Origin of the sequence: Haloferax sp. Atlit-109R, assembly GCF_003665865.1 — an archaeon.
Classification (GTDB): domain Archaea; phylum Halobacteriota; class Halobacteria; order Halobacteriales; family Haloferacaceae; genus Haloferax; species Haloferax volcanii.
This window is the reverse complement of the sequence record NZ_QPLO01000002.1, coordinates 1,555,599-1,576,414: the sequence shown is the minus strand read 5'-3', so window position 1 is coordinate 1,576,414 and position 20,816 is coordinate 1,555,599. Positions and strand designations below refer to the sequence as shown.

17 protein-coding genes are annotated in these 20,816 nt (G+C 65.3%); 15 read left to right on the top strand and 2 right to left on the bottom strand.

Translation table 11 applies throughout. The annotated features are described in order from the left end of the window. The first annotated feature begins 124 nt into the window (after positions 1-124). The 13 genes from DVK03_RS16205 to katG all read left to right on the top strand — a co-directional run bounded on the left by DVK03_RS16205 (position 125) and on the right by katG (position 14,160). Positions 125-1,813 carry an ABC transporter substrate-binding protein gene (locus DVK03_RS16205; RefSeq protein ID WP_115803994.1) on the top strand — a complete coding sequence of 563 codons (1,689 nt, stop codon included), beginning with the start codon at positions 125-127 and terminating at the stop codon, positions 1,811-1,813. A gap of 54 nt (positions 1,814-1,867) precedes the next feature. Continuing rightward, positions 1,868-2,887 (top strand): ABC transporter permease, encoded by a 1,020-nt coding sequence (locus DVK03_RS16200; RefSeq protein ID WP_004063094.1) that lies wholly within the window; start codon positions 1,868-1,870, stop codon positions 2,885-2,887. Positions 2,888-2,889: 2 nt separating this feature from the next. Then, positions 2,890-3,795 carry an ABC transporter permease gene (locus tag DVK03_RS16195; protein WP_115803995.1) on the top strand — a complete coding sequence of 302 codons (906 nt, stop codon included), beginning with the start codon at positions 2,890-2,892 and terminating at the stop codon, positions 3,793-3,795. A gap of 1 nt (position 3,796) precedes the next feature. Continuing rightward, positions 3,797-4,939 (top strand): ABC transporter ATP-binding protein, encoded by a 1,143-nt coding sequence (locus tag DVK03_RS16190; RefSeq protein ID WP_115803996.1) that lies wholly within the window; start codon positions 3,797-3,799, stop codon positions 4,937-4,939. Further along, positions 4,936-6,000, top strand: a complete 1,065-nt coding sequence (locus tag DVK03_RS16185; protein WP_004063091.1) for an ABC transporter ATP-binding protein — start codon at positions 4,936-4,938, stop codon at positions 5,998-6,000. The genes DVK03_RS16190 and DVK03_RS16185 overlap by 4 nt, the downstream gene beginning before the upstream one ends. Further along, positions 5,997-6,359: a hypothetical protein gene (locus DVK03_RS16180; protein ID WP_004063090.1), complete on the top strand. Its 363-nt coding sequence runs from the start codon at positions 5,997-5,999 to the stop codon at positions 6,357-6,359. Before DVK03_RS16185 ends, DVK03_RS16180 begins: the two co-directional genes overlap by 4 nt. Further along, a complete protein-coding gene (locus tag DVK03_RS16175) occupies positions 6,356-7,525 on the top strand; it encodes a DUF917 family protein (protein ID WP_004063089.1) in 1,170 nt (389 codons plus the stop codon). The genes DVK03_RS16180 and DVK03_RS16175 overlap by 4 nt, the downstream gene beginning before the upstream one ends. Positions 7,526-7,533: 8 nt before the next feature. Beyond that, entirely contained in the window at positions 7,534-8,451 is a 918-nt protein-coding gene (locus DVK03_RS16170) for a DUF1177 domain-containing protein (RefSeq protein ID WP_115803997.1), read from the top strand. A 1-nt stretch (position 8,452) separates the two neighbouring features. Next, a complete protein-coding gene (locus DVK03_RS16165; RefSeq protein ID WP_115803998.1) occupies positions 8,453-9,112 on the top strand; it encodes an AroM family protein in 660 nt (219 codons plus the stop codon). After that, positions 9,113-10,060 (top strand): aminopeptidase, encoded by a 948-nt coding sequence (locus tag DVK03_RS16160; RefSeq protein ID WP_004041656.1) that lies wholly within the window; start codon positions 9,113-9,115, stop codon positions 10,058-10,060. After that, complete coding sequence (locus tag DVK03_RS16155) at positions 10,057-11,034, top strand: nitroreductase family protein (protein WP_115803999.1); 978 nt, start codon at positions 10,057-10,059, stop codon at positions 11,032-11,034. Before DVK03_RS16160 ends, DVK03_RS16155 begins: the two co-directional genes overlap by 4 nt. Continuing rightward, on the top strand, positions 11,034-11,693 hold the full coding sequence (locus DVK03_RS16150; protein ID WP_115804000.1) for an aspartate/glutamate racemase family protein: 660 nt from the start codon (positions 11,034-11,036) through the stop codon (positions 11,691-11,693). Before DVK03_RS16155 ends, DVK03_RS16150 begins: the two co-directional genes overlap by 1 nt. A gap of 310 nt (positions 11,694-12,003) precedes the next feature. Further along, entirely contained in the window at positions 12,004-14,160 is a 2,157-nt protein-coding gene (katG, locus tag DVK03_RS16145; RefSeq protein ID WP_115804001.1) for a catalase/peroxidase HPI, read from the top strand. 152 nt (positions 14,161-14,312) lie between these two features. On the opposite strand, the gene DVK03_RS16140 is transcribed toward katG, so the two are convergent. Further along, entirely contained in the window at positions 14,313-16,049 is a 1,737-nt protein-coding gene (locus DVK03_RS16140) for a methyl-accepting chemotaxis protein (protein ID WP_115804002.1), read from the bottom strand. A gap of 717 nt (positions 16,050-16,766) precedes the next feature. Between DVK03_RS16140 and DVK03_RS16135 the strand changes: the two genes are divergently transcribed. Beyond that, on the top strand, positions 16,767-17,912 hold the full coding sequence (locus DVK03_RS16135; protein ID WP_115804003.1) for a Fic family protein: 1,146 nt from the start codon (positions 16,767-16,769) through the stop codon (positions 17,910-17,912). A 62-nt stretch (positions 17,913-17,974) separates the two neighbouring features. After that, entirely contained in the window at positions 17,975-18,610 is a 636-nt protein-coding gene (locus DVK03_RS16130) for an IS6 family transposase (protein ID WP_115804006.1), read from the top strand. 946 nt (positions 18,611-19,556) lie between these two features. Here DVK03_RS16130 and DVK03_RS16120 read toward each other — a convergent pair. Further along, positions 19,557-20,321: an SDR family oxidoreductase gene (locus DVK03_RS16120; RefSeq protein ID WP_004061954.1), complete on the bottom strand. Its 765-nt coding sequence runs from the start codon at positions 20,319-20,321 to the stop codon at positions 19,557-19,559. Between the last annotated feature and the right edge of the window lie 495 nt (positions 20,322-20,816).

Genomic DNA, 20,816 nt, shown 5'->3' with positions numbered 1-20,816 from the left:
CCCCGTGTTCTCGGCCCTCTCTACAATTATTACGAATATATAATTAGATGAATCAACTTAATCTATCGACGATATGTTTACTCACTAGGAAAGGTTTATACGAATGGGCTATCCACAACCCTCCATGCCAACCGGCAACATAGAACGCAGAAAACTGCTGAAGCTCATCGGCGCGGGAGCGACGAGCGTCGCCCTCGCTGGCTGTCAGGGGGCACAGCAGACCGAGACGACCGACGGGAGTTCCGGGAGCGACTCGACCGCGACCGAACAGACGAGCGACGGCGGAAGCGGTGGGAGCGGCGGCAACGACTTCCACTTCATCGCCGGGCAGGTGTTCGGGACGCTCGACCCCGCAGAGCAGGTCGACTACACGCAGGGGCTCGCGGCGCAGAACCTCTACGACGAACTCATCACGGTCGACGCCGAGACGCTCCAGCCGACCGCCCACATCGCGGAGAGTTGGGACACCGAAGACGAGGGGCAGACCTGGGTGTTCACGATTCGCGACGACGTGACGTTCTCCGACGGCACGCCGCTGACCGCCGACGACGTGGCGTACTCGCTCACCCGGATGCTGGAACTCCAGCGCGGCTACTCGTCGTTCTGGCTCGACTACCTCGACCCCTCGAACATCACCGTCCGCGACGAACAGACCGTCGCCTTCGAGTTCAATCAGGCGTACGGGCCGGCGCTGGCGACGTTCGTCCAGTTCTACATCGTCAACAGCGCCGTCGTTCAGGAGAACGAGCAGGACGGCGACTACGGGAACGCCTACCTCCAGAGCAACTCCGCCGGGTCGGGCGCGTACGTCCTCGACAACTGGGAGCAGGGCAACTCCATCGAGGCGTCGGCCTACGAGGACTACTGGAAGGGCTGGAGCGAGGACAGCTTCGACACGTTCCGCTCGACGGTCATCACCGAGGAGTCCACCATCAAAACGACGATGCAGCAGGGCGAAGGCGACATGACCGACCAGTACATGGGCACGCAGGCGTACGCCGAGATGGACTCGTACGACAACGTCCGCGTCCCCGAGGTGCCGCAGTTGCAGCTGTTCCACTTCCCGCTGAACTGCCAGAAGGCACCCACCGACGACATCAACGTCCGGAAGGCCATCGCCTACGCCTTCGACTACGACAGCGCCGTCAACGACATCATCGGCGGCGGCGGCGTCGCGGCCGGGCCGGTCCCCCGCGAGATGGCGGGCCACAACGACGACCTCGCCCCGATGGAACAGGACCTCGACAGAGCCAAGGAGTTCCTCGACCGGGCGGACTACTCCGTCGAGGAAATCAACGAAATCGGCCTCGAACACGTCGTCGTCGCCGGCACCGAACTCCAGCGCCAGATGGGGCTTCTCAACCAGGCCGGGCTGAACGAACTCGGCATCGACCTCGAAATCAACCCGCTTCAGTGGGCCCGCCTCACCGACCGCGCGACGAGCGCCGAGTCGACCGCCCACATGACGAACATCTTCCACACGGCGAAGATGCCGTCGCCGGACAGCCACACCTACCTGATGTACCACCCCTCCTCGTTCGGGTCGTACATCTCCCAGTCGTGGTACTCCACCGACGAAATCGCGGCCACGCTCGAAGAAGCGCGCCAGACCTCCGACCTCCAGACTCGTCTGGAGCGCTACCAGGAGGCGCAGGCGCTCATCGTCGAGGGGATGCCCAGCGTCTACATCGCCAACCCGCCGTACCGCATCGGCATCAACGAGAACGTCGAGGGCTGGCAGTACCGCGGCGTGATGTCGTTCGACTGGGACGTCCACTCGATGACTCGCAGCGGCGAGGGTCGCGCGGAGTAACCGTCTCCAGGCGGTTTCCGACGCCCCGAATCGGGGCGTCGACCTAACTCACCAATGTCATACGTAGATTACCTCGTTCGGCGCGCCATCCACTCGGTCCCCGTCATCTTCGGGTTATCAGTGCTCATCTTCCTGATATCTCGCGTGATTCCGGGCGACCCCGTTCGGCTGGCGCTCGGACCGGAAGCAACGCAACAGCAAGTCGCGGCGCTGCGGGCCGAGATGGGGCTCGACCAGCCCCTGCCGATGCAGTACGTCGACTGGCTCGTCGGCGTCGTGCAGGGCGACTGGGGGATGTCGCTGCGGACGAACAACAACGTCTTTTCCGATATCGTCGCTCGCCTGCCCGCGACGCTCGAACTCACCGTCGTCACGCTGTTTTGCGCCGTCCTGCTGGCGATTCCGTTCGGCGTCGTCGCCGGCACCAACAAGGACCGCTGGCAGGACCACCTCTCGCGCATCACCGCCCTGTTCGGCGTGTCGATGCCGCGGTTCTGGGTCGCTATCGTCCTCCAAATCGTCTTCGTCGTCAGCCTCGGGCTGTTGCCCCTCTCGGGGCGGCTCAGCGACGGCGTGGCTCCCCCGCCGGCGGTCACGGGGCTGTATCTGGTCGACAGCCTCATCGCCGGCCAGTTCGGGACGTTCCTCGACGCGGCCACGCACCTCCTGTTGCCGACGGTCGCGCTCGGCCTCGCCACGCTGGCGCAGGTGATGCGGCTCATCCGCTCGGACATGATCGACGAGCAGCGCAAGGACTACGTCCTCGCCGCGCGGGCCTACGGCCTTCCGAACACCCTCATCGAATACAAGTACATGCTGCAAAACGCCTTTACGAGTTCACTCACGGTGGTCGGCCTCGCGTTCGGGTTCCTCCTCGGGAACGCGTTTCTCGTGGAAATCGTCTTCGCGTGGCCGGGGATGGCGCGCTACGGCGTGCAGGCCATCCTCTATCAGGACTTCAACGCCATCGTCGGCGTCACCATCGTGGTCGGTATCGGCTTCGTGACCGCCAACTTCGTGGTCGACCTGCTGTACGGCTACCTCGACCCGCGGGTGCGGCTGGAGGAGGGATAGCCGTGTCCACGAAGACCTCCATCCCGTTTCTCGACACCGAGAGCGCCGCCCGAAAAGAGCGGCTTCGACAGCTCAAACGCGGCTTTCGGACCTTCGCGGGCAACAAGCTCTCGCTCGTCGGCCTGGCGATGATTCTGACGCTCGTCGCCGCGGCGCTCCTCGCGCCGTACATCGCGCCGTTCCCCGAACACGCCGGCGCGGGCGTCTACTTCGACCAGGCGAGCGAGCCGCCGAGCGCGACGCATCTGATGGGCACCGACACGACCGGTCGCGACATCTTCAGCCGCGTCCTGTTCGGCGCGCGCCTGTCGCTCCTGATGAGCGGCATCGTCCTCTCTATCGCCATCTCCATCGGCGTGACGCTCGGCCTCATCGCGGGCTACCTCGGCGGGACGACGAACACCGTCATCATGCGGGTGACGGACATCTTCCTCGCCATCCCGCCCACGCTCCTCGCCATGGCGGTGGTCGCCGCGACCGGCGCGTCGCTGTTCAACGTCATGGTCGCCATCGCCTTCTCGTGGTGGTCGTGGTACGCCCGCCTCGTGCAGGGCGAGGTGCTCTCGATAAAGGAAGACGAGTTCATCGAGTCGAGCCGGGCGCTCGGGTCGGGGTGGATGCGGACGACGTTCAGGGAGATTCTCCCGAACGTCGTCAGCCCCATCACGGTCAAGGCGACCCTCGACATGGGCTTCGTCATCCTCGTCGGCGCGGGCCTGTCGTTCCTCGGCCTCGGCGCGCAGCCGCCGACGCCGACGTGGGGCGCGATGATTGCACAGGGTCGCAACTACGTCACGAGCTTCTGGTGGATCGCCGTGTTCCCCGGGCTGGCGATTTCCTTCGCCGTCCTCGGGTTCAACTTCATCGGCGACGGCCTGCGCGACGTGCTCGACGTGGAGGTGGACTGAGATGGCGGACCCCATCTTGGAGGTGAAGAACCTCCACGTCCACTTCGAGACCCACGACGGGACGGCCGAAGTGATAAACGGCATCGATTTCACCATCGACCGCGGCGAGACCGCGGCGCTCGTCGGCGAGACGGGCTGCGGCAAGAGCGTCACCGTGAAATCTATCATGGGCCTGCTCCCCGCGGCGACCATCCCCGAGGGCGAGATTCGCTACAAGGGCGAGGACGTGCTCTCGCTCTCCGACGCCGAGCGCCACTCGCGGCGCGGCAAGGAGATGAGCATGATCATGCAGGACCCGATGACGAGTCTCAACCCCGTCCTGACGGTCGGCGAGCAGATGATGGACGTGCTGAAGTGGCAGGGGCGACCGCGCCTGTCGCTGTCGAAGCTCGTCCGCGACGCGCTGTCGACCGGCTCGAAGGCCGAACACAGAAAGCGGGCCATCGAGATGCTCGGCGAGGTCGAAATCTCGGCCCCCGAGCGCGTCTTCGAGAGCTACCCGGTCGAACTCTCCGGCGGGATGCGCCAGCGCGTCCTCATCGCCATCGCGCTCCTGTCGGAGCCGGACCTGCTCATCGCCGACGAACCGGGCACCGCCCTCGACGTGACGACCGAGGCGAAGGTGCTCGACCTCCTCGACGAACTCGTCGAGGAGCGCGACACGAGCGTCCTCTACATCACCCACGACCTCGGCGTCGCCCGCGAGGTCAGCGACCGCATCAACGTGATGTACGCGGGCGAAATCGTCGAGCAAGCGCCGACCGCCGACCTGTTCGCGAACCCGCAGCACCCCTACACCCGCGGGCTGTTGGAGAGCATCCCGACGCTCTCGACCGGCATCGGAGACGGTATCGAAGGGCACCTGCCCGACTACACGGACCCGCCGGCCGGCTGTCGGTTCGCTGACCGCTGTCCCCACGCGGAACCGGCCTGCCACGAGGCGTACCCGTACCCGCGACAGACCGGCTCCGACCACGCGACCGCGTGTCACCTGTTCGACGGGCTCCCGGCCCGCGAGCGTCACGAGTCGCTCGCCGCAGAACGGGTCGATATCGGCACCGCGCCGTGGTTGGCCGCTGGTGGCGACGCCCCGAGCGGCGACGCGCCCGGCGATATCTCCGCCGACGGAGGGACGGACCAATGAACGACTCAGCGTACACGACCGACCCGACCGCAGGGGTACAGCGCGACCGCGACCTCGACGACCCGATGGTCACGGTCGAGAACCTCAAGAAACACTTCCCGCTGTTCGAGGGCATCCTCCAGAAGAAGGCGGGCGAGGTCCGCGCCGTCGACGGCGTGAGCTTCTCCATCGCGGAGGGCGAGACGTTCGGCCTCGTCGGCGAGTCGGGGTCCGGCAAGACGACCACCGGCCGGTCGATGCTCCGCCTGACGGAGCCGACGAGCGGGCGGGTCGAAATCGACGGCCAGAACGTCGTCGACCTCTCCGACGGCGAGCTCAAGCGGTTCCGTCGGAACATGCAAATCGTCCACCAAGACCCGTCGTCGAGCCTCAACCCTCGCCACCGCGTCAAGTCGATTATCGAGGCACCCCTGAAGATTCACGACTACGGCGACTCCGAGGCGCGGCTCGAACGGGTCGAGGAACTCCTGGACATGGTGGACCTCCCCCGGGAGTTCATGTACCGCTACCCCGGCCAGCTCTCGGGCGGGCAGAAACAGCGCGTCGGCATCGCCCGCGCCGTGGCGCTCAACCCGAAGTTCGTCGTCCTCGACGAACCGACGAGCGCGCTCGACGTGAGCGTGCAGGCCCGCATCATCAACATCCTCGAAGAGATACAGGAGGAGTTCGGCATCACCTACCTGTTCATCACCCACGACCTCTCGCTCCTGAAGAACGTCGCCGACCGAATCGGCGTCATGTATCTCGGACGGCTCGTGGAGGTCGGCGACGTGGATTCGGTGTTCGGGTCGCCGCAACACCCGTACAGCCGGGCGCTCCTCTCCGCCATCTCGACCATCAGCGAGGAGGACGAACTGGCGAAACCCGACCGAATCACGCTCGACGGCGAGGTGCCGGACCCGCGGGAGAAGCCAAGCGGCTGTGCGTTCCGGTCGCGCTGCGCCCACGAGTTCGACGCCTGCGCGGTCGAGGAGCCCGAACTGTACGAGCGCGGGGCGGACCAGGTCGCGCGGTGTTTCCTCCACGACGACCGGTTCGAGGAGGGCGCGGAGTGGGAATGACCGCAGAGCGCACGGACCGCCTCGCCGCCCTCCGGCGGGCGCGGCAGAACCGCCCGTGGACCGACGACCTGCTCCGGTCGTGCGCGTCCGACCCGGCGGCGTTCAAAGCCGCCCAGCCGGCGTGTTCGGCCTGCGACCGCCCGTGCCGCGACGACGAGGTCTGCGCCACGGCGGTGGCCAAATCCGACGGGCTGTTCGAATCGATGGGCCGCGACCAGACGTATCACCTGCTCGCGGCGGGCATGAAGCGACTCCGGGCGCGGGGGACCGCGACGCTTCGCGACGCCGACAGACAGCGGCCGAACGCCTTTCTCAGCGTGACGGCCGCCGACGGAGACTCCCCCGAGGCACCCCAATGACGACAGACGACACGCAGACGGACGGCGCGCAGCCCGCGCCGACAGACGACGCACAGAGCCCGCAGTCGGACGACACACGTCCCGCGCCGACAGACGGCGAGCGGGCGATAACGACCGACTGGGTCGAAGATATCGCGGTCGGCGGCGCGGTCCTCGGCGGCGGGGGCGGCGGCTCGCTTTCGAAAGGTATCGAGTTCGGTGAACTCGCCGTCGAGTACGGCCGGCCGACTATCGTCTCGGTCGCGGACCTCGACCCGACGGACGTGGTGTTGACCGTCAGCGGCGTGGGCGCGCCCGCCGCGACCGAGAGCCACGTCGACCCCGCGGACTACGTGCGCGCGGTCGAACTGTTGGTGGACAGACTCGCGGCCGACGGGACGACCGTCGGCGCGCTGATGACGAACGAGATGGGCGGGTTCGCCACCGTCAACGGCCTGCTCCAGTCGGCCGTCACGGGCCTCCCGCTCGTCGACGCCGCCTGCAACGGGCGGGCGCACCCGACCGGGCCGATGGGCTCTATCGGGCTGTCGCAGGACGCCGAGTCGGTGCAGGCGGCGGTCGGCGGCGTGCCGGGCACCGCCAGCCGACTGGAGACGGTCGTCGAAGCGGAACTCGGCACGGCGGCGTCGCTCGTGCGACACGCGGCCGAAGACGCCGGCGGCCTCGTCGCCGTCGCCCGCAACCCGGTCTCGGCAAGCTACGCCGAGGCCAACGCGGCGCTCGACACCTACGACCAGGCCGAGGCGGTCGGTCGCGCGGTCAGGTTCGCGGACGACGGCCGCGACGCCGCGGAACGCGTCGCCGACGTGCTCGGCGGCGAAGTTTCGCTCGTCGGTCCCGTCGAGTCGTTCGCGCTCGAAACGACCGGCGGCTTCGACGTGGGCGAGGTCGAAATCGAGGGGAGCGAACTCACCTTCTGGAACGAGTACATGACGCTCGACCTCGACGGCGAGCGCCTCGCGACGTTCCCGGACCTCATCACGACGCTCGACGCCGAGACGGGGATGCCCGTCTCGACGGCGGAACTCGCGGAGGGGCGGTCCGTGGCGGTCGTCGTCGCGCCCGCGGCGAACCTCTCTCTGGGCGCGGGGATGGCCGACCCGGCGCTCTTCGACCCGGTGGAACAGGCGGTCGGAAAAGCGGTCAAATCACACGTATTCAACTAACGACACTCATGTTCGACAAGATTCAGCAAGCCTACGACATCCTCAGCCGTCCCGACGCGGACGGCGAACTGGTACGCGACGCGCTCGAAACGTACGGCCTCGACACCGAGGTGACGACCATCTCGACCGACGAGGGAGCGACCGACTTCGTCAAGACGGTCGTCCCCGGCCGCGACCCGGACGCGCCGACCCTCGGCGTCGTCGGTCGCCTCGGCGGGGTCGCCGCGCGGCCGGCCGAACTCGGCCCGGTCTCCGACGCCGACGGGGCAATCGTCGCCCTCGCGGTCGCGCTCCACCTCGGCGAGATGCGCGAGCGCGGCGACGTGCTCGCCGGCGACGTTCGCATCGCCACGCACGTCTGTCCCGACGCGCCGACCTCCCCCCACGACCCGGTGCCCTTCATGGGCAGTCCGGTCGATACGCGTACTATGAACGAACACGAGGTGGACGAGGAGATGGACGCGGTCGTCTCCGTCGACGCCACGAAGGGCAACCGCGTCCACTGCGAGCGCGGCTTCGCCATCACGCCCACGGTCAAGGAAGGCTGGGTGCTGAAGGTGAGCGACAGCCTCCTCGACATCCAAGAGCGGGCGACCGGCCGCCCGCCGAGCACGCTCACGCTCACGATGCAGGACATCACCCCCTACGGCAACGACGTGCACCACATCAACAGCATCCTCCAGCCGGCGACGGCGACCGACGCGCCCGTCGTGGGCGTGGCGACGACGAGCGTCTCGCCCGTCCCCGGCTGCGGGACCGGCGCGAACTACCTCACCGACCTGCTCGACGCGACCGGGTTCGTCGTCGAGACGGCCAAGGACTTCACCCGCGGCCGCGCGTCGTTCTACGACGAGGCCGAGTACGACCGCCTCACGTCGCTGTACGGTTCGATGGGTCGCCTCCAGACGTTGGGCGAGGGCGTCTGAGATGTCGACGCTCGGACTCGTGACCATCGGGCAGGCCCCCCGGACCGACGTGACGCCCGACATCGCGGCGGCGCTCCCGCCCGAGGTGGACATCGTCGAGGTCGGCGCGCTCGACCGGTTCGACTCGGCGGCCGAGGTCGAGGCCGCGGTCGGCCCGCGCGAGGGACAGCCGGTGTACGTCTCGCGGCTGGCCGACGGCACGGCCGTCACCGTCGACCGCGAGTCGGTCGTCGAACTCCTCGGAGCGCGCATCCGCGACCTCGAATCCGAGGTGACGGCCATCGGCGTCCTCTGTACGGGTCACTTCCCGTCGTTCGACGTCAGCGTCCCCGTCTTCGAGCCGAGCGACCTGCTTTCGGCGTGGGTCTCGGCCATCCTCGACGGGGGGACCCTCGGCGTCATCATGCCCAAGGAGGAACAGGAGGCCATGACGTTCGAGAAGTGGGCCGATTACGACCTCGTCACGGCCGCCGGGTCGCCGTACGCCGACGAAGACGAGGTGTCGGCCGCGGCGGCCGACATCGGCACCGACGCCGACCTCATCGTGATGGACTGCATGGGCTACACGCCCGAGATGAAAGCGACCGTCCGCGAGCTAACGGGTACGGGCGTCCTGCTCGGGCGGTCGGTGCTGGCGAAGACCGCCGAGGAGGTGCTCTGAATGGCCGACTATCGCGAGGTGGCGACGCGGCTCCTCACCGAGAACATGAACGCCGCCCCCGGTGAGACGCTCCTCGTCGTGACCGATACCGACACGAACCACATCGGCCGGGCGCTGTTCGAGGCGGGGGTCGACCTCGGCTTGGACTCCGGACTGTTCGAGATTCCGCCGATGGAGCGAAACGGGATGGAACCGCCGGAATCGGTCGCCCGCGCCATGGAATCGGCCGATGTCGTGGTCTGTCCGACCAGCGCGTCGCTGACCCACACGCGAGCGCGAGAGGCCGCGACCGAGGCCGGCGCTCGCGTCGCCACGATGCCCGGCATCACGGACCAGATGTTCAGCGCGGGCGCGATTACGGCCGACTACGAGGAGGTCGAACGCCTGACGGCGGCGCTCACGGAGAAGCTCACCGCGGCCGACGAGGCCCGCATCGAGGCCGGCGGCGCGTCGGCGACGATGTCGCTTTCGGGCCGCGACGGCATCCCGAGCGACGGCATCATCGCCGACCCCGGCGACTCCGGCAACCTCCCGTCCGGCGAGAGCTACGTCGCGCCGGTCGAGGGGACGGCCACCGGCACGCTCGTCTTCGACGGCGGCCTCGCGGGCGTCGGCGTCCTCGACGACCCGCTGACGGTCGAACTCGACGCGGGGCACATCACGTCCGTCGAGGGCGCGGCCGCCGACGAGTTCCTCGACGCGACGAGCGGCGACGACTGCGCCCGACGGGTGTGCGAACTCGGCCTCGGGACGAACCCCGCGGCGAGCATCATCGGGACCGTCCTCGAAGACGAGAAGGTGTACGGCACCTGCCACGTCGCCTTCGGGGACAACCTCGGCTTCGGCGGGACCATCGACTGCGACTCGCACCTCGACGGCGTCATCCTCGAACCGACGGTCTCGCTCGACGGCGACGTCGTCGTCGCCGACGGCGAGGTGCGCGTGTGAGCGACCGCACGCCTTCGCCCTCGGTCGGTGACCGCGCGGGCACGGACCGCTCGGAGCAAGCAGACCACCCGGGCCACCCGGACCGCACGGATCGCCCCGCACTCGCCGCGGCGGCCGCCGAGGTTCCGGACCTCGCCCCGTGGTTGGCGCGCCGCGCCACGGTCCGCCAGTTCGACGCCGACGCCGAGATTCCCGACGACGAGGTTCGCGCGATGGTCGACGCCGGACGGAAGGCCCCGACCAGCGGGACGACCCAGATGTACAGCTTCGTCTGGATACGCGACCCCGACCGCCGCGAGCGGATTCACGAGCTGTGTAGCCGCGGCACCGTGCAGGTCGAGGAGGCGAGCCACTTCCTCCTCGTCTGTATCGACGTCCGCCGGATTCGACTGCTGTTGAAGCACCGCGACCGCGAGTTCCGCATGACGCCCGCGATGGGGCTGTTGGAGGGGTCGATAGACGCTTCGCTGGCCGCGATGGGCGTCATGCTGGCCGCCGAGAGCCGCGGCTACGGCGTCTGCCCTATCGGTAACATCCTGAACAACCTCACCGAGGTCGCCGCGACGGCCGACCTTCCGTCGGGCGTCCTGCCGATTTTCGGGCTCTGTCTCGGCGTCCCGCGTCACGGCGAGGCGACCGAGAACGCCCCGCGGGTCCCGCTCGACACGGTGCTCCACGAAGGCGGCTACCGCGACCCCACCGAGGCGCAACTCGACGCCTGCTACGACGCGATGAACGAGATGTACGGCGACAGCGTCTACGGCGACGACCGCCGCGAGTGGCAGGAGACGCTCGAACGCTACTGGGGGCCGAACGGCTTCATGAACCGCCGCGAGGGCGAACTGCTCGCCGCGCTCCGCCAGCAGGGCTTCTTCGCGGCCCGCGGCATCGACGAGCCGGCGGACGCGGACTCGGACTCGGACTCGCCAGACCCGGACCCGGACGCCGAGCGGAACGGCGGGGGTACCAACTGATGGTCGAACTCGGCGTCCTCCGCGTGCTCACGCTGGACGACCCGGAGGAGGTCGCCCGCCACGGGCGACTCGTCGAGCGGCACTACCCGCACGTCTCGACGCTGTCGCGGTGCATCCCCGACCACCCCGACGGGATTCCGAACGCGGCCGCCGAGGTCGACGCGCTCCCGTACATCGAGGCGCTCGGTCGCGAGATGGCGACCGAAGTCGATGCGCTCTGTATCAGTTGCGCGCTCGACCCCGGCGTGGAGGCGCTCGGCGAAGCGCTCGACATCCCGGTCGTCGGCGCGGGCGCGAGCGTGGCGGCCGTCGCGTCCGCCCGCGGCGAGCGCGTCGGGACGCTCGGTCTCGAAAACGGGGCCGGGTCGGCAATCCGTGACCTGCTCGGCGACCGACTCGCGGCCGAGGCGGTCGTGGAGGGCGCGGCGACGACGAACTTCCTCACGACCGACGACGGGCGAGCGGCGATTCGCGCGGCGGTCGACCGCCTCGTCGACGCCGGCTGTGACGTCGTCGCGCCGAGTTGTACCGGCATCTCCTCGTCGGGCGCGATTCCCGACGCGCGGGCCGACGCTCCGATACCCATCGTCGACCCTGTCGTGGCGATGGGCGCGGTGGCGACGACCGCGGTCGCGCCGCCGCGTCCACCACGGCAGTAGGTTGCCGGACCACCCCGATGGCATTCCGCGCCGCTCGCGCCGCGCTCGGGGTCACACGCGCGAGCTACCCATTTCGTCGTGCTCGGTTGCGGGCCGGCATCCTCGACCAGTCAACAGACAAACAACACTCGACGGGTCGCTCATCGACAGTCCACAACCAGTCAATATTTCGACACAATCGCGAATACGTCCCCGTCAAGAGCTCCCCGACTGAGAATTATTCATAAAGTAAAAAGATTGCTTTGGCTATAACCAAGAGTTAATTCAAAATCAGTCAATTTTATCACCCAAAAGCGGTAACCGTTGGTGTATGAGTGGCTCTGACCATAACTGGTGGCCAAACCAGTTAGACCTCGAAATCCTCGACCAGAACGCACAACAGACCGACCCGATGGGCGAGGAGTTCGACTACGCCGAGGAGTTCCAGCAGCTCGACTACGAGCAGGTGAAAGCCGACCTCGAAGAGCTGATGACCGACTCGCAGGACTGGTGGCCGGCGGACTACGGCCACTACGGTCCCCTCTTTATCCGGATGGCGTGGCACAGCGCCGGGACGTACCGCGCCCACGACGGCCGCGGCGGCGCGTCCGGCGGACACCAGCGTCTCCCGCCGATTAGCAGTTGGCCGGACAACGTGAACCTCGACAAGGCGCGCCGACTCCTCTGGCCCGTCAAGAAGAAGTACGGGAATCAGCTCTCGTGGGGCGACCTCATCGTCCTCGCCGGCAACGTGGCCCTCGAATCGATGGGCTTCGAGACGTTCGGCTTCGCGGGCGGCCGCGCCGACGACTACGTCGGCGACAAGGCCCCCAGCTGGGGTCCCGAAGACGAGTGGGAGACGACCTCCCCCGACCGCTTCGACGAGGACGGTAATCTCAAAGAGCCGCTCGGCAACACCGTCATGGGCCTCATCTACGTCAACCCCGAAGGTCCCAACGGCGAACCCGACCTCGAAGGCTCCGCGAAGAACATCCGCGAGACGTTCAGCGGCATGGCGATGAACGACAAGGAGACCGTCGCGCTCATCGCCGGCGGCCACACCTTCGGGAAGGTTCACGGCGCGGACTCCGGCGACAACCTCGAAGCAGAGCCCGAGGCGGCTCCCATCGAGGAACAGGGCCTCGGCTGGAAGAACAACCACGGCTCCGGAAAGGGCCCCGACACCATCACCAGCGGCATCGAGGGCCCGTGGACCAGCGCGCCGACCCAGTGGGACATGGGCTACGTCGCCAACCTCCTCGACTACGAGTGGGAGGCGCACAAGGGCCCCGGCGGTGCGTGGCAGTGGCGGCCGGCCGACGAGTCGCCGGCGGACAAGATTCCGGACGCGGCTCCGGACGCGCACCTCCCCGACCAGTTCGTCGACCCGATGATGCTCACCACCGACATCGCGCTGAAGAAGGACCCCGACTTCCGCGCGGTGCTCGAGGAGTTCCGAGAGGACCCCGAGGAGTTCCAAGAGTCGTTCGCCAAGGCGTGGTACAAACTCCTCCACCGCGACATGGGCCCGCCGTCCCGGCTCTACGGTCCCGAGGTCCCGGACGAAGCGATGCTGTGGCAGGACCCCATCCCGGACGCCGACTACGACCTCATCGACGACGAGGACGTCGCGGAGCTCAAAGCCGAGCTTCTCGACTCGGATCTTTCTGTCTCCCAGCTCGTCAAGACGGCGTGGGCCTCGGCGTCCACCTACCGGGACAGCGACAAGCGCGGCGGCGCGAACGGCGCGCGCATCCGCCTCGAACCCCAGCGTAGCTGGGAAGTCAACGAGCCCGACCAGCTCGACGACGTGCTCGGCACCCTCGAAGAGATTCAGGAGTCGTTCAACGGCGCGCGGTCCGACGACACCCGCGTCTCGCTCGCGGACCTCATCGTGCTGGGCGGCGCTGCGGCCATCGAGGAGGCGGCGGCCGACGCCGGCTACGACGTCGAAGTGCCGTTCGAGCCCGGACGGACCGACGCGTCGCAGGAACAGACCGACGTCGAGTCCTTCGAGATGCTCAAGCCCGACGCCGACGGCTTCCGCAACTACATCGCGGACGACGTCGACGAGCGCCCCGAGGACCTGCTCGTCGACAAGGCGGACCTGCTCGACCTCTCGGCGCACGAGATGACCGTCCTCGTCGGCGGCATGCGAGCGCTGGGCGCGAACTACCAGGACTCCGACCTCGGCGTCCTCACCGACGAGCCCGAGACGCTCACGAACGACTTCTTCGAGAACCTGCTCGACATGGACTACGAGTGGGTGCCGGTCTCAGACGACCAGTACCTGTACGAAGTGCGCGACCGCGAGACGGGCGATGTCGAGTGGGAGGCCACCCGCTTCGACCTCGTCTTCGGCTCGAACTCCCGGCTTCGCGCCATCGCGGAAGTGTACGGCGGCGACGACGGCGAAGAAGAGTTCGTCGAGGACTTCGTCGCGACGTGGCACAAGATTATGAGCCACGACCGCTTCGACCTCGAATAACCGCGCTCCCCGCCGCGTTCGGTCGCGGTTGCGGCGCGCAAAGTCGGTCACCGCCGCGGCGTCTGCGGTCGCGGTCACCGACGCCGGCTGACGGCTGACTTTTCCGCTCGCTTTTTTCGCTCTCACTCGCTCCCCGAGCGACTGCCGGCAAGTCAGTCGTCGGCCGGAACCTCGCAGTCGAACGTTTCGAGCCGTGCTTGCAGGCTGCCGGTCTGGCCTCTGAGGTCGTCGAGTTGTTCCCGAACCCCCGAAATCGTCGCCGCTCTGGACTCGGCTTGGCTCGCCAGCGCGTCGCTCTGTTCCGCGATATCCCGCGAGCGGTCGGCGACGCCGATAATCGCGTCGACCACCTCCTCGGTCGTGCGCGCGCCGTCGTCGGTCGCCGTGGCGACCTCGTCGACCGACATATCGACGCTTTCGACGATGTCCGAGACCGCCGCGAACGCTTCTGCGGCGTCGGTCGTCGTCGACCGTCCCGTTTCGAGCTGCGCCTTCGTCCGTTTCATCTCCGCCTGCACGCGCGCCACGTCTTCGATTGTCTCGGTTATCGTCCGCTCGATGGCCGCCGAGTGGTCTTGGGTCTCGTCGGCGAGGGACTTCACTTCCTCTGCGACGACCGCGAACCCCTCGCTTCCGTCCGAGGCGCGGGCGGCCTCGATGTTGGCGTTGAGCGCGAGCGTGTTCGTCTGTTCGGCGATCGACTCGATGAGGTCGGTGCTCTTCGAGACGTCGTCCATCCGGTCGTCGAGCGACTCGACCAGCGACGCGAGTTCGTCGACGCTCTGTTCGACGTTCTCGATGGCCTCGATGGCCGTCGTCGCAGTCCCCGTCCCCGCCTCGGCGGCCTCCGCCGCGTCGCTCGCCTCGCCGGAGACTTGGTCGGCGTTCGCGGCGATTTCCTCGATTGTCGCCGACAGACTGCTCAGTTCGTCCGTCGTGGATTCGAGGTCGTGAGCCTGCTCGCGCACGTCCGTGGCGAACGCCCCCACGTCGGCCGCGAGCTGTCGTTGCGTCCGTTCGAGCGTTTCGGCGTCGTCGTGGACCGACTGCGTCGTTCGCTCGACGGTCGCCGCGAACGCTCGGAGATCGACGATAGTCGACGAGAGGTCGCGCTTCATCGCCGTGAACGCGTCGCTGATGGCTTCGATGGCCTCGATACCCGACCCTTCGGGCGGGTTCGCGGTGAAATCCCCCTCCGAGACGGCGTCCATGGCCGCGGCGAGTTCGTCGGCCTGCACCATCAACTGCTCGTTCAGGCGCTCGACTTCGGCTTTCGCCTCCTCGCTGTCTTCGAGGCTCTGCATCTTCTGTCTGGTCTCCTCGCGGGAGCGCTCGACAGAGAACCAGTTCGTGACTAACGCCGACGCGAGCATGAGGATGAACACCGCGTGGACGAGCCCCCAGCCCATCGGGTTCGCGATTGCGTCGGGGTGGTTGTACACCGCTTCCGGGTGGTCCATGCCGAAGACGCCGTGCTGGATGGCGACGTACAGGATGCCGACGACGAACGGGAGCCAGTCCTCATAGACCGCGAGGACGGCCACGATGACGAAAAAGTGGAAGTGCGCCTCGATGTAGCCGCCCGAGAAGTAGACGAGCAGAGCCGAACACGTCAGCAACCCGATTGATGCGAAGCCGCTCCGCATCCGGCGCGGGAGCCACGGGAGCCACGCGAACAGTGCCAACCCCGCGACCGCTCCGACGCCGAGCAAGACGTGTTCGGCGGGCGCGGCGGTGAGCGTCGCACCCGTGACGTACGGCTCCGACCCGGTGAAGTTCCCGAGAAAGTACAAAAGCGGCGCGTGCGCCACGAGGAAGACGAGGATGTTTCGGTGACGCGCCCGCCACGACTCGCTCGGAATCGAGTCCCCCTGCGGGACGTATCTCACTGCGTCTCGGAGCCGCTGTCGCCATCGCCCCACACCGCGTCGACGGTTCTGCGTGTCCGCTGTCGGCGTTCCCATACCCCTCCCCTTCGACTTCGGGGTGAAATGAATTGCCGCTCGTTTATCAACGTTGATTCTGCTCCCGGGAGATTTCCCCTCCAAAACCGATATATCGTGGTGTTTTGTAGAATTTCGACAGCCAGTTATTTAATTTTCAACACGTTCTCGTGTGGTCGACGGAACCTGTCGTTTGATGGCTATCGGCGGGGGTAGCGTGCAGTGAGCATCCGACCGAAGTTGGGTGGTTCGGTACACGGTGAACCCTCTCGTTCACACGAAACGGCACAAAACGGACCCGACGGGCTTTCGTTCGGTGGGCGAACGGGGTCTACATTTCGGGTGGCTGAGGGGCTGTACGGCGCATTTCCAACGTGGTCGATAGGCCACCTGTTTGGATTCATTCCGTTCGAAATCTGAACGTCGGTATTTGCCTCTCGGCCAGAACAGCCAGTTGTCAAATCGTCTCCTTGCTAGTAGACAACGGTGGATCGAGCACATTCACTTGTTTAGTGGTTTAAATAGTAGTTTCACAACTGCTAGTCTCAACGGCTACTATTCCAAATTCTCCGAGTTGCTCTGTACATGCTGTGTTTCGACTCCCAAACTTGTCCAATTGGTATATGAATAATTATACATGGGTTCCCCATGTACTGCGTAGAAATGCGGACGAAGAAGCTCCCAAAGGAGGCACCGGGAAAGTACGTCGAGTATCATCCGCGTCCGTACTACTCACCAGACTCGCTTCCACCGGAGCCGAAAATCGAACTCCCCGACGAGACATACGACCTCGTCGCCGACGCAGCCTATCAGATCGGTCGCGTCGATGGCATCAGTTCGACAGTCGATTTTGCGGCGGTCCTGTACACGACGCTCATCCGAATCGAGGCGGTCGAGTCAGCTCGAATCGAGGGCGCAGAGATCGATTATCAGGACGTCGCCGCGTTCCACACGAAACACGAAGACAGCGCCGACGCCGAACCGCAAAGCAAGGACTTGCGTGAAGCCTTGAACTACGAGGTTGCGCTCCTGTACGGTATCGACCACGTCGAAGGCGGGGGCGAACTCACGCTCGATTTGATTAAACATCTTCACGAGATGCTCCTCGATGGTGTGCGTAACGAGGGCGACGTTGTTGGGGAGTTCCGTGACCACATGGTTCGGCTCAACAGTCCGAACCCTGCGAAAGACCCATTTATTCCACCCTCGGCGTCGTCGCTTGGCGGTCTCATGTCTTCGCTCGTCGAGTACGTTGGGATGGACGGTGAGTACCATCCACTCGTCGATGCCGCGATCATTCACTACTTCTTCGAGACAGTTCACCCGTTTTCAGACGGGAACGGTCGCCTCGGCCGGCTCATCATCATCCTCTATCTGGTCGACCAAGGCTACATCGAGAGCCCGTACATCTACCCGAGTGCCTACTTCAACCGGCACAAGGTCGAGTACGTCGAGAAGATGCGCGCCGTGAGTGAGCAGGGCGAGTGGGTCGAGTGGATCGACTTCTTCCTCGAAGCACTCCGGTCGCAGGCCGAAGAGTCGTACGACCGGACGTGGTCGCTCAAAGAACTGCAGTCGAGGTACGAGACGGAGTACGGTGGGAGCACGTCGACGGACAGGTTCGCCCGCAAATTACTCGAAATTCCGTACTTCACGGCGAACGACATCGTTCGGGAACTCGACGTATCCCGCGGGACAGCGTACAACGTCATCGAGAACCTCGAAGACGTCGGCCTCATCGAAGAAGTGACTGGGGCCGAGTGGGGTCAAGAGTACAAGGCGGTCGAAGTGTTCGACGTGTTCGAGTAGGCCGCTTCGGCGGTGTTCAGATAAGGATTGAAAGGTGAGGCGGAGCGTTTCCCGAGTGCTCTATGCCCGAAAACGCTTGCCTCGGCGGTAATCTCGGCCAGATCGAGTTAGAGTTTGTGGAACGAGAAGCGACACCGCAACTGCTGATGAAGCTCAGTATTCAACTCCATCTCGCTGGATTGTCGCTTTCGAATACTGTTTCTGTTCTTGAGATATTTGGTGTCGAACGGGCTCGTTCCACGGTTCACAACTGGGTGCACAAGACTGATCTACAGCCCGACAATGGTCGAAGTCCGACTCACGTTGCAGTTGACGAAACCGTGATTCGACTCAACGACGAACAGTACTGGCTGTACGCGGCTGTCGACCCAGAAACAAATGAATTACTTCATACAAGGCTTGAACCGACGAGAACCAAGGTTCTCGCTCATTCGTTCTTCCGTGAGCTTCGCGAGAAACACGACGTCGACGACGCCGTGTTTCTCGTCGATGGCGCGACACCGCTGAAAGACGCCTGCAACCGACACGGCCTCCGATTCCGATACGAAAAACACGGGAATCGGAACAGCGTCGAACGTGTCTTTCGAGAGATAAAACGTCGAACTTCCTCGTTCTCAAACTGTTTCAGCAACGCCGAAGCAGAAACTGCCGACGACTGGCTCAGATCATTCGCGTTCGCATGGAACCAGCTTATCTGAACACTACCGCCGTGTGCTACCTGACCTCTTTACCGAGTTCGGATTCTGGATAATAAATACTTTCGAATCCGGTTAGCGTTTCGCTCATCTCAGGCGTCACGAACGAACGTACCTGGCGGGGTGCCTCCGGAACCCCGTTTGGGCGACGCTCCCGAAGACGACCGTCTCGGTCGGTTCGAACCGGCCATCGGCGGCGCGTTTTTCCGCGTTGGTTCCGCCTCGAGCGTCGTGGCCCGGCGCTCCCACCGATTCGAAAAACCTCGCCCTCCGTTCCGGTCCGGTCGCTCGCGTTGCGGAGGTCGACGGCGACCTCGAAGCCGTCACCGGTCTCGCGCTCGGACACGGTCACGACGCCGTACTCGATGGTCGCATACGACAGGCCGTGACCGAACGGGAACAGCGGCTCCGTGTCGTGTCGGTCGACCGCCCAGCGCGGCGGTGACGACACCGACCAACGAATGTCCCACACCTGCGTTCGTGGCCAGTTAGTAATACTCTCCTTACTCTCGATTCACGCCGACTCAACGTCCGATAGACGACTCACGGGCGGTGTCCTACGCCGATTCGAGATGATTCGCTCTCGCCCGCGAAACAGCTTCCCCGAGTCGTTCCGACCAATAAATTACAGACTTATCCGTGTAATCTTTCTTGGTTGAAGTCGCAGAATCCATGTCGGTTGTCATTGCCAGTAATGCTATCATTACCCTTCGGCGCGTGACCGCCCGGTATCCGTTTTAGTAACAGTATTCTTCGTCGGACGGCTCCTACGACGCTCACGCACGCGGCGGCTCAGTATCCCGAGCGTGCCGTCCGAACGTCGCCTTCGGACCGAACGACGACTCTACACGCACCCGATAACATGGTTCGGACCGTCGCGTCTCGTCGCGCCGTCACCGCGGTATCGAGACGCCGAACGAGAGGTGAGGTGTTGGTCGTTCGACGCGGCTCAGGGCTGGACCTGGTCGAGGGGGCGGATGAGGACTTCGTTGATGTCGACGCGCTCCGGTTGCGTGACGACGAACGTAATCGTCCGCGCGATGTCTTCGGGCGCGAGCGCGTCCATCGTGCCGACGTAGTCCTTAACGTTCTTTTGGACTTCCTCGTCCGGGATGTGGTCGAGCAGTTCCGTGTCGACCGCGCCGGGTTCGATTGACGAGACGTGGATGCCCGCTTCGGCGACGTCGAGTCGCAGCGAGTCGCTGAACATCTTGACGCCCGCTTTCGCGGCGTTGTAGTGCGAACTGTTCGCCTGGAGGAACCGGCCGACGACCGACGAGAGGTTGACGATGTGGCCGCTTTCCTGTTCCATCATCGTCGGGACGACCGCGTGGGTGAGCGTGATGAGACCGGTGAGATTCACGTCGATGGTCGTCTGGAGCGTCTCGCGGTCCGCCTCGCCGATGTGTGCAAGCGGCATGAGGCCGGCGTTGTTGACGAGAATGTCGATGCGACCGTACTCGTCGAGCGTCGCCTCGACGAGGGCGTCGATGTCGTCGTCGACGGTGACGTCCGTCGGGACGACGAGGGCGTCGCCGCCGTCGTCTTCGATAGTTGCGGCGAGTTCTTCGAGTTCGCCTTCGCGGCGGGCGGCGACGACGACGCTGGCCCCGCGAGAGGCGAGGGATTTGGCCGTCGCGCTGCCGATGCCCGACGACGCGCCGGTGACGATTGCGACCTTTCCGTCCAGTTCCGAACCGAATTCTTCTGACATCAATTGTTAGTAGTCTCTTTACTGACTTCCCGGTTATGCTATCTGCAATGGGTGTTTAAGTACTGCTGTCTCCGAGCGGTGCTCGCCAGCGGAGCGAAGTACTGAACCGATACGTCGCTGCACAGCGACCGTCGGGTGAGCTCAGTGCGCTAATCGAATCCTCGATTCGACGGTCTGGCGGTCGTTACTCCGTTTTCTCCATCAGTAACGCCCGGTCGAGCCACCACCGGGGAACAACGCGAAAACGACAGTTCCGTCGAACCGTGTTCCGACCGACTCTCCAAATTTAATATAGCGATATACAATTCATTTAGTCTGTACGCGCTTCCATCAGTTGTTTACTAAAACTCATTGTCCCGCAGAGACAACGACACTCGTATTCTTCTCAAATACATTTCACCACCGCTGATTGTCTCGAAAATCGTGTATTCAGTTTCGGATTGGTCGGCAGAGGGCCGCTTTGGGTGCTTCGACTCCAGGGTACGAGCCGCATGA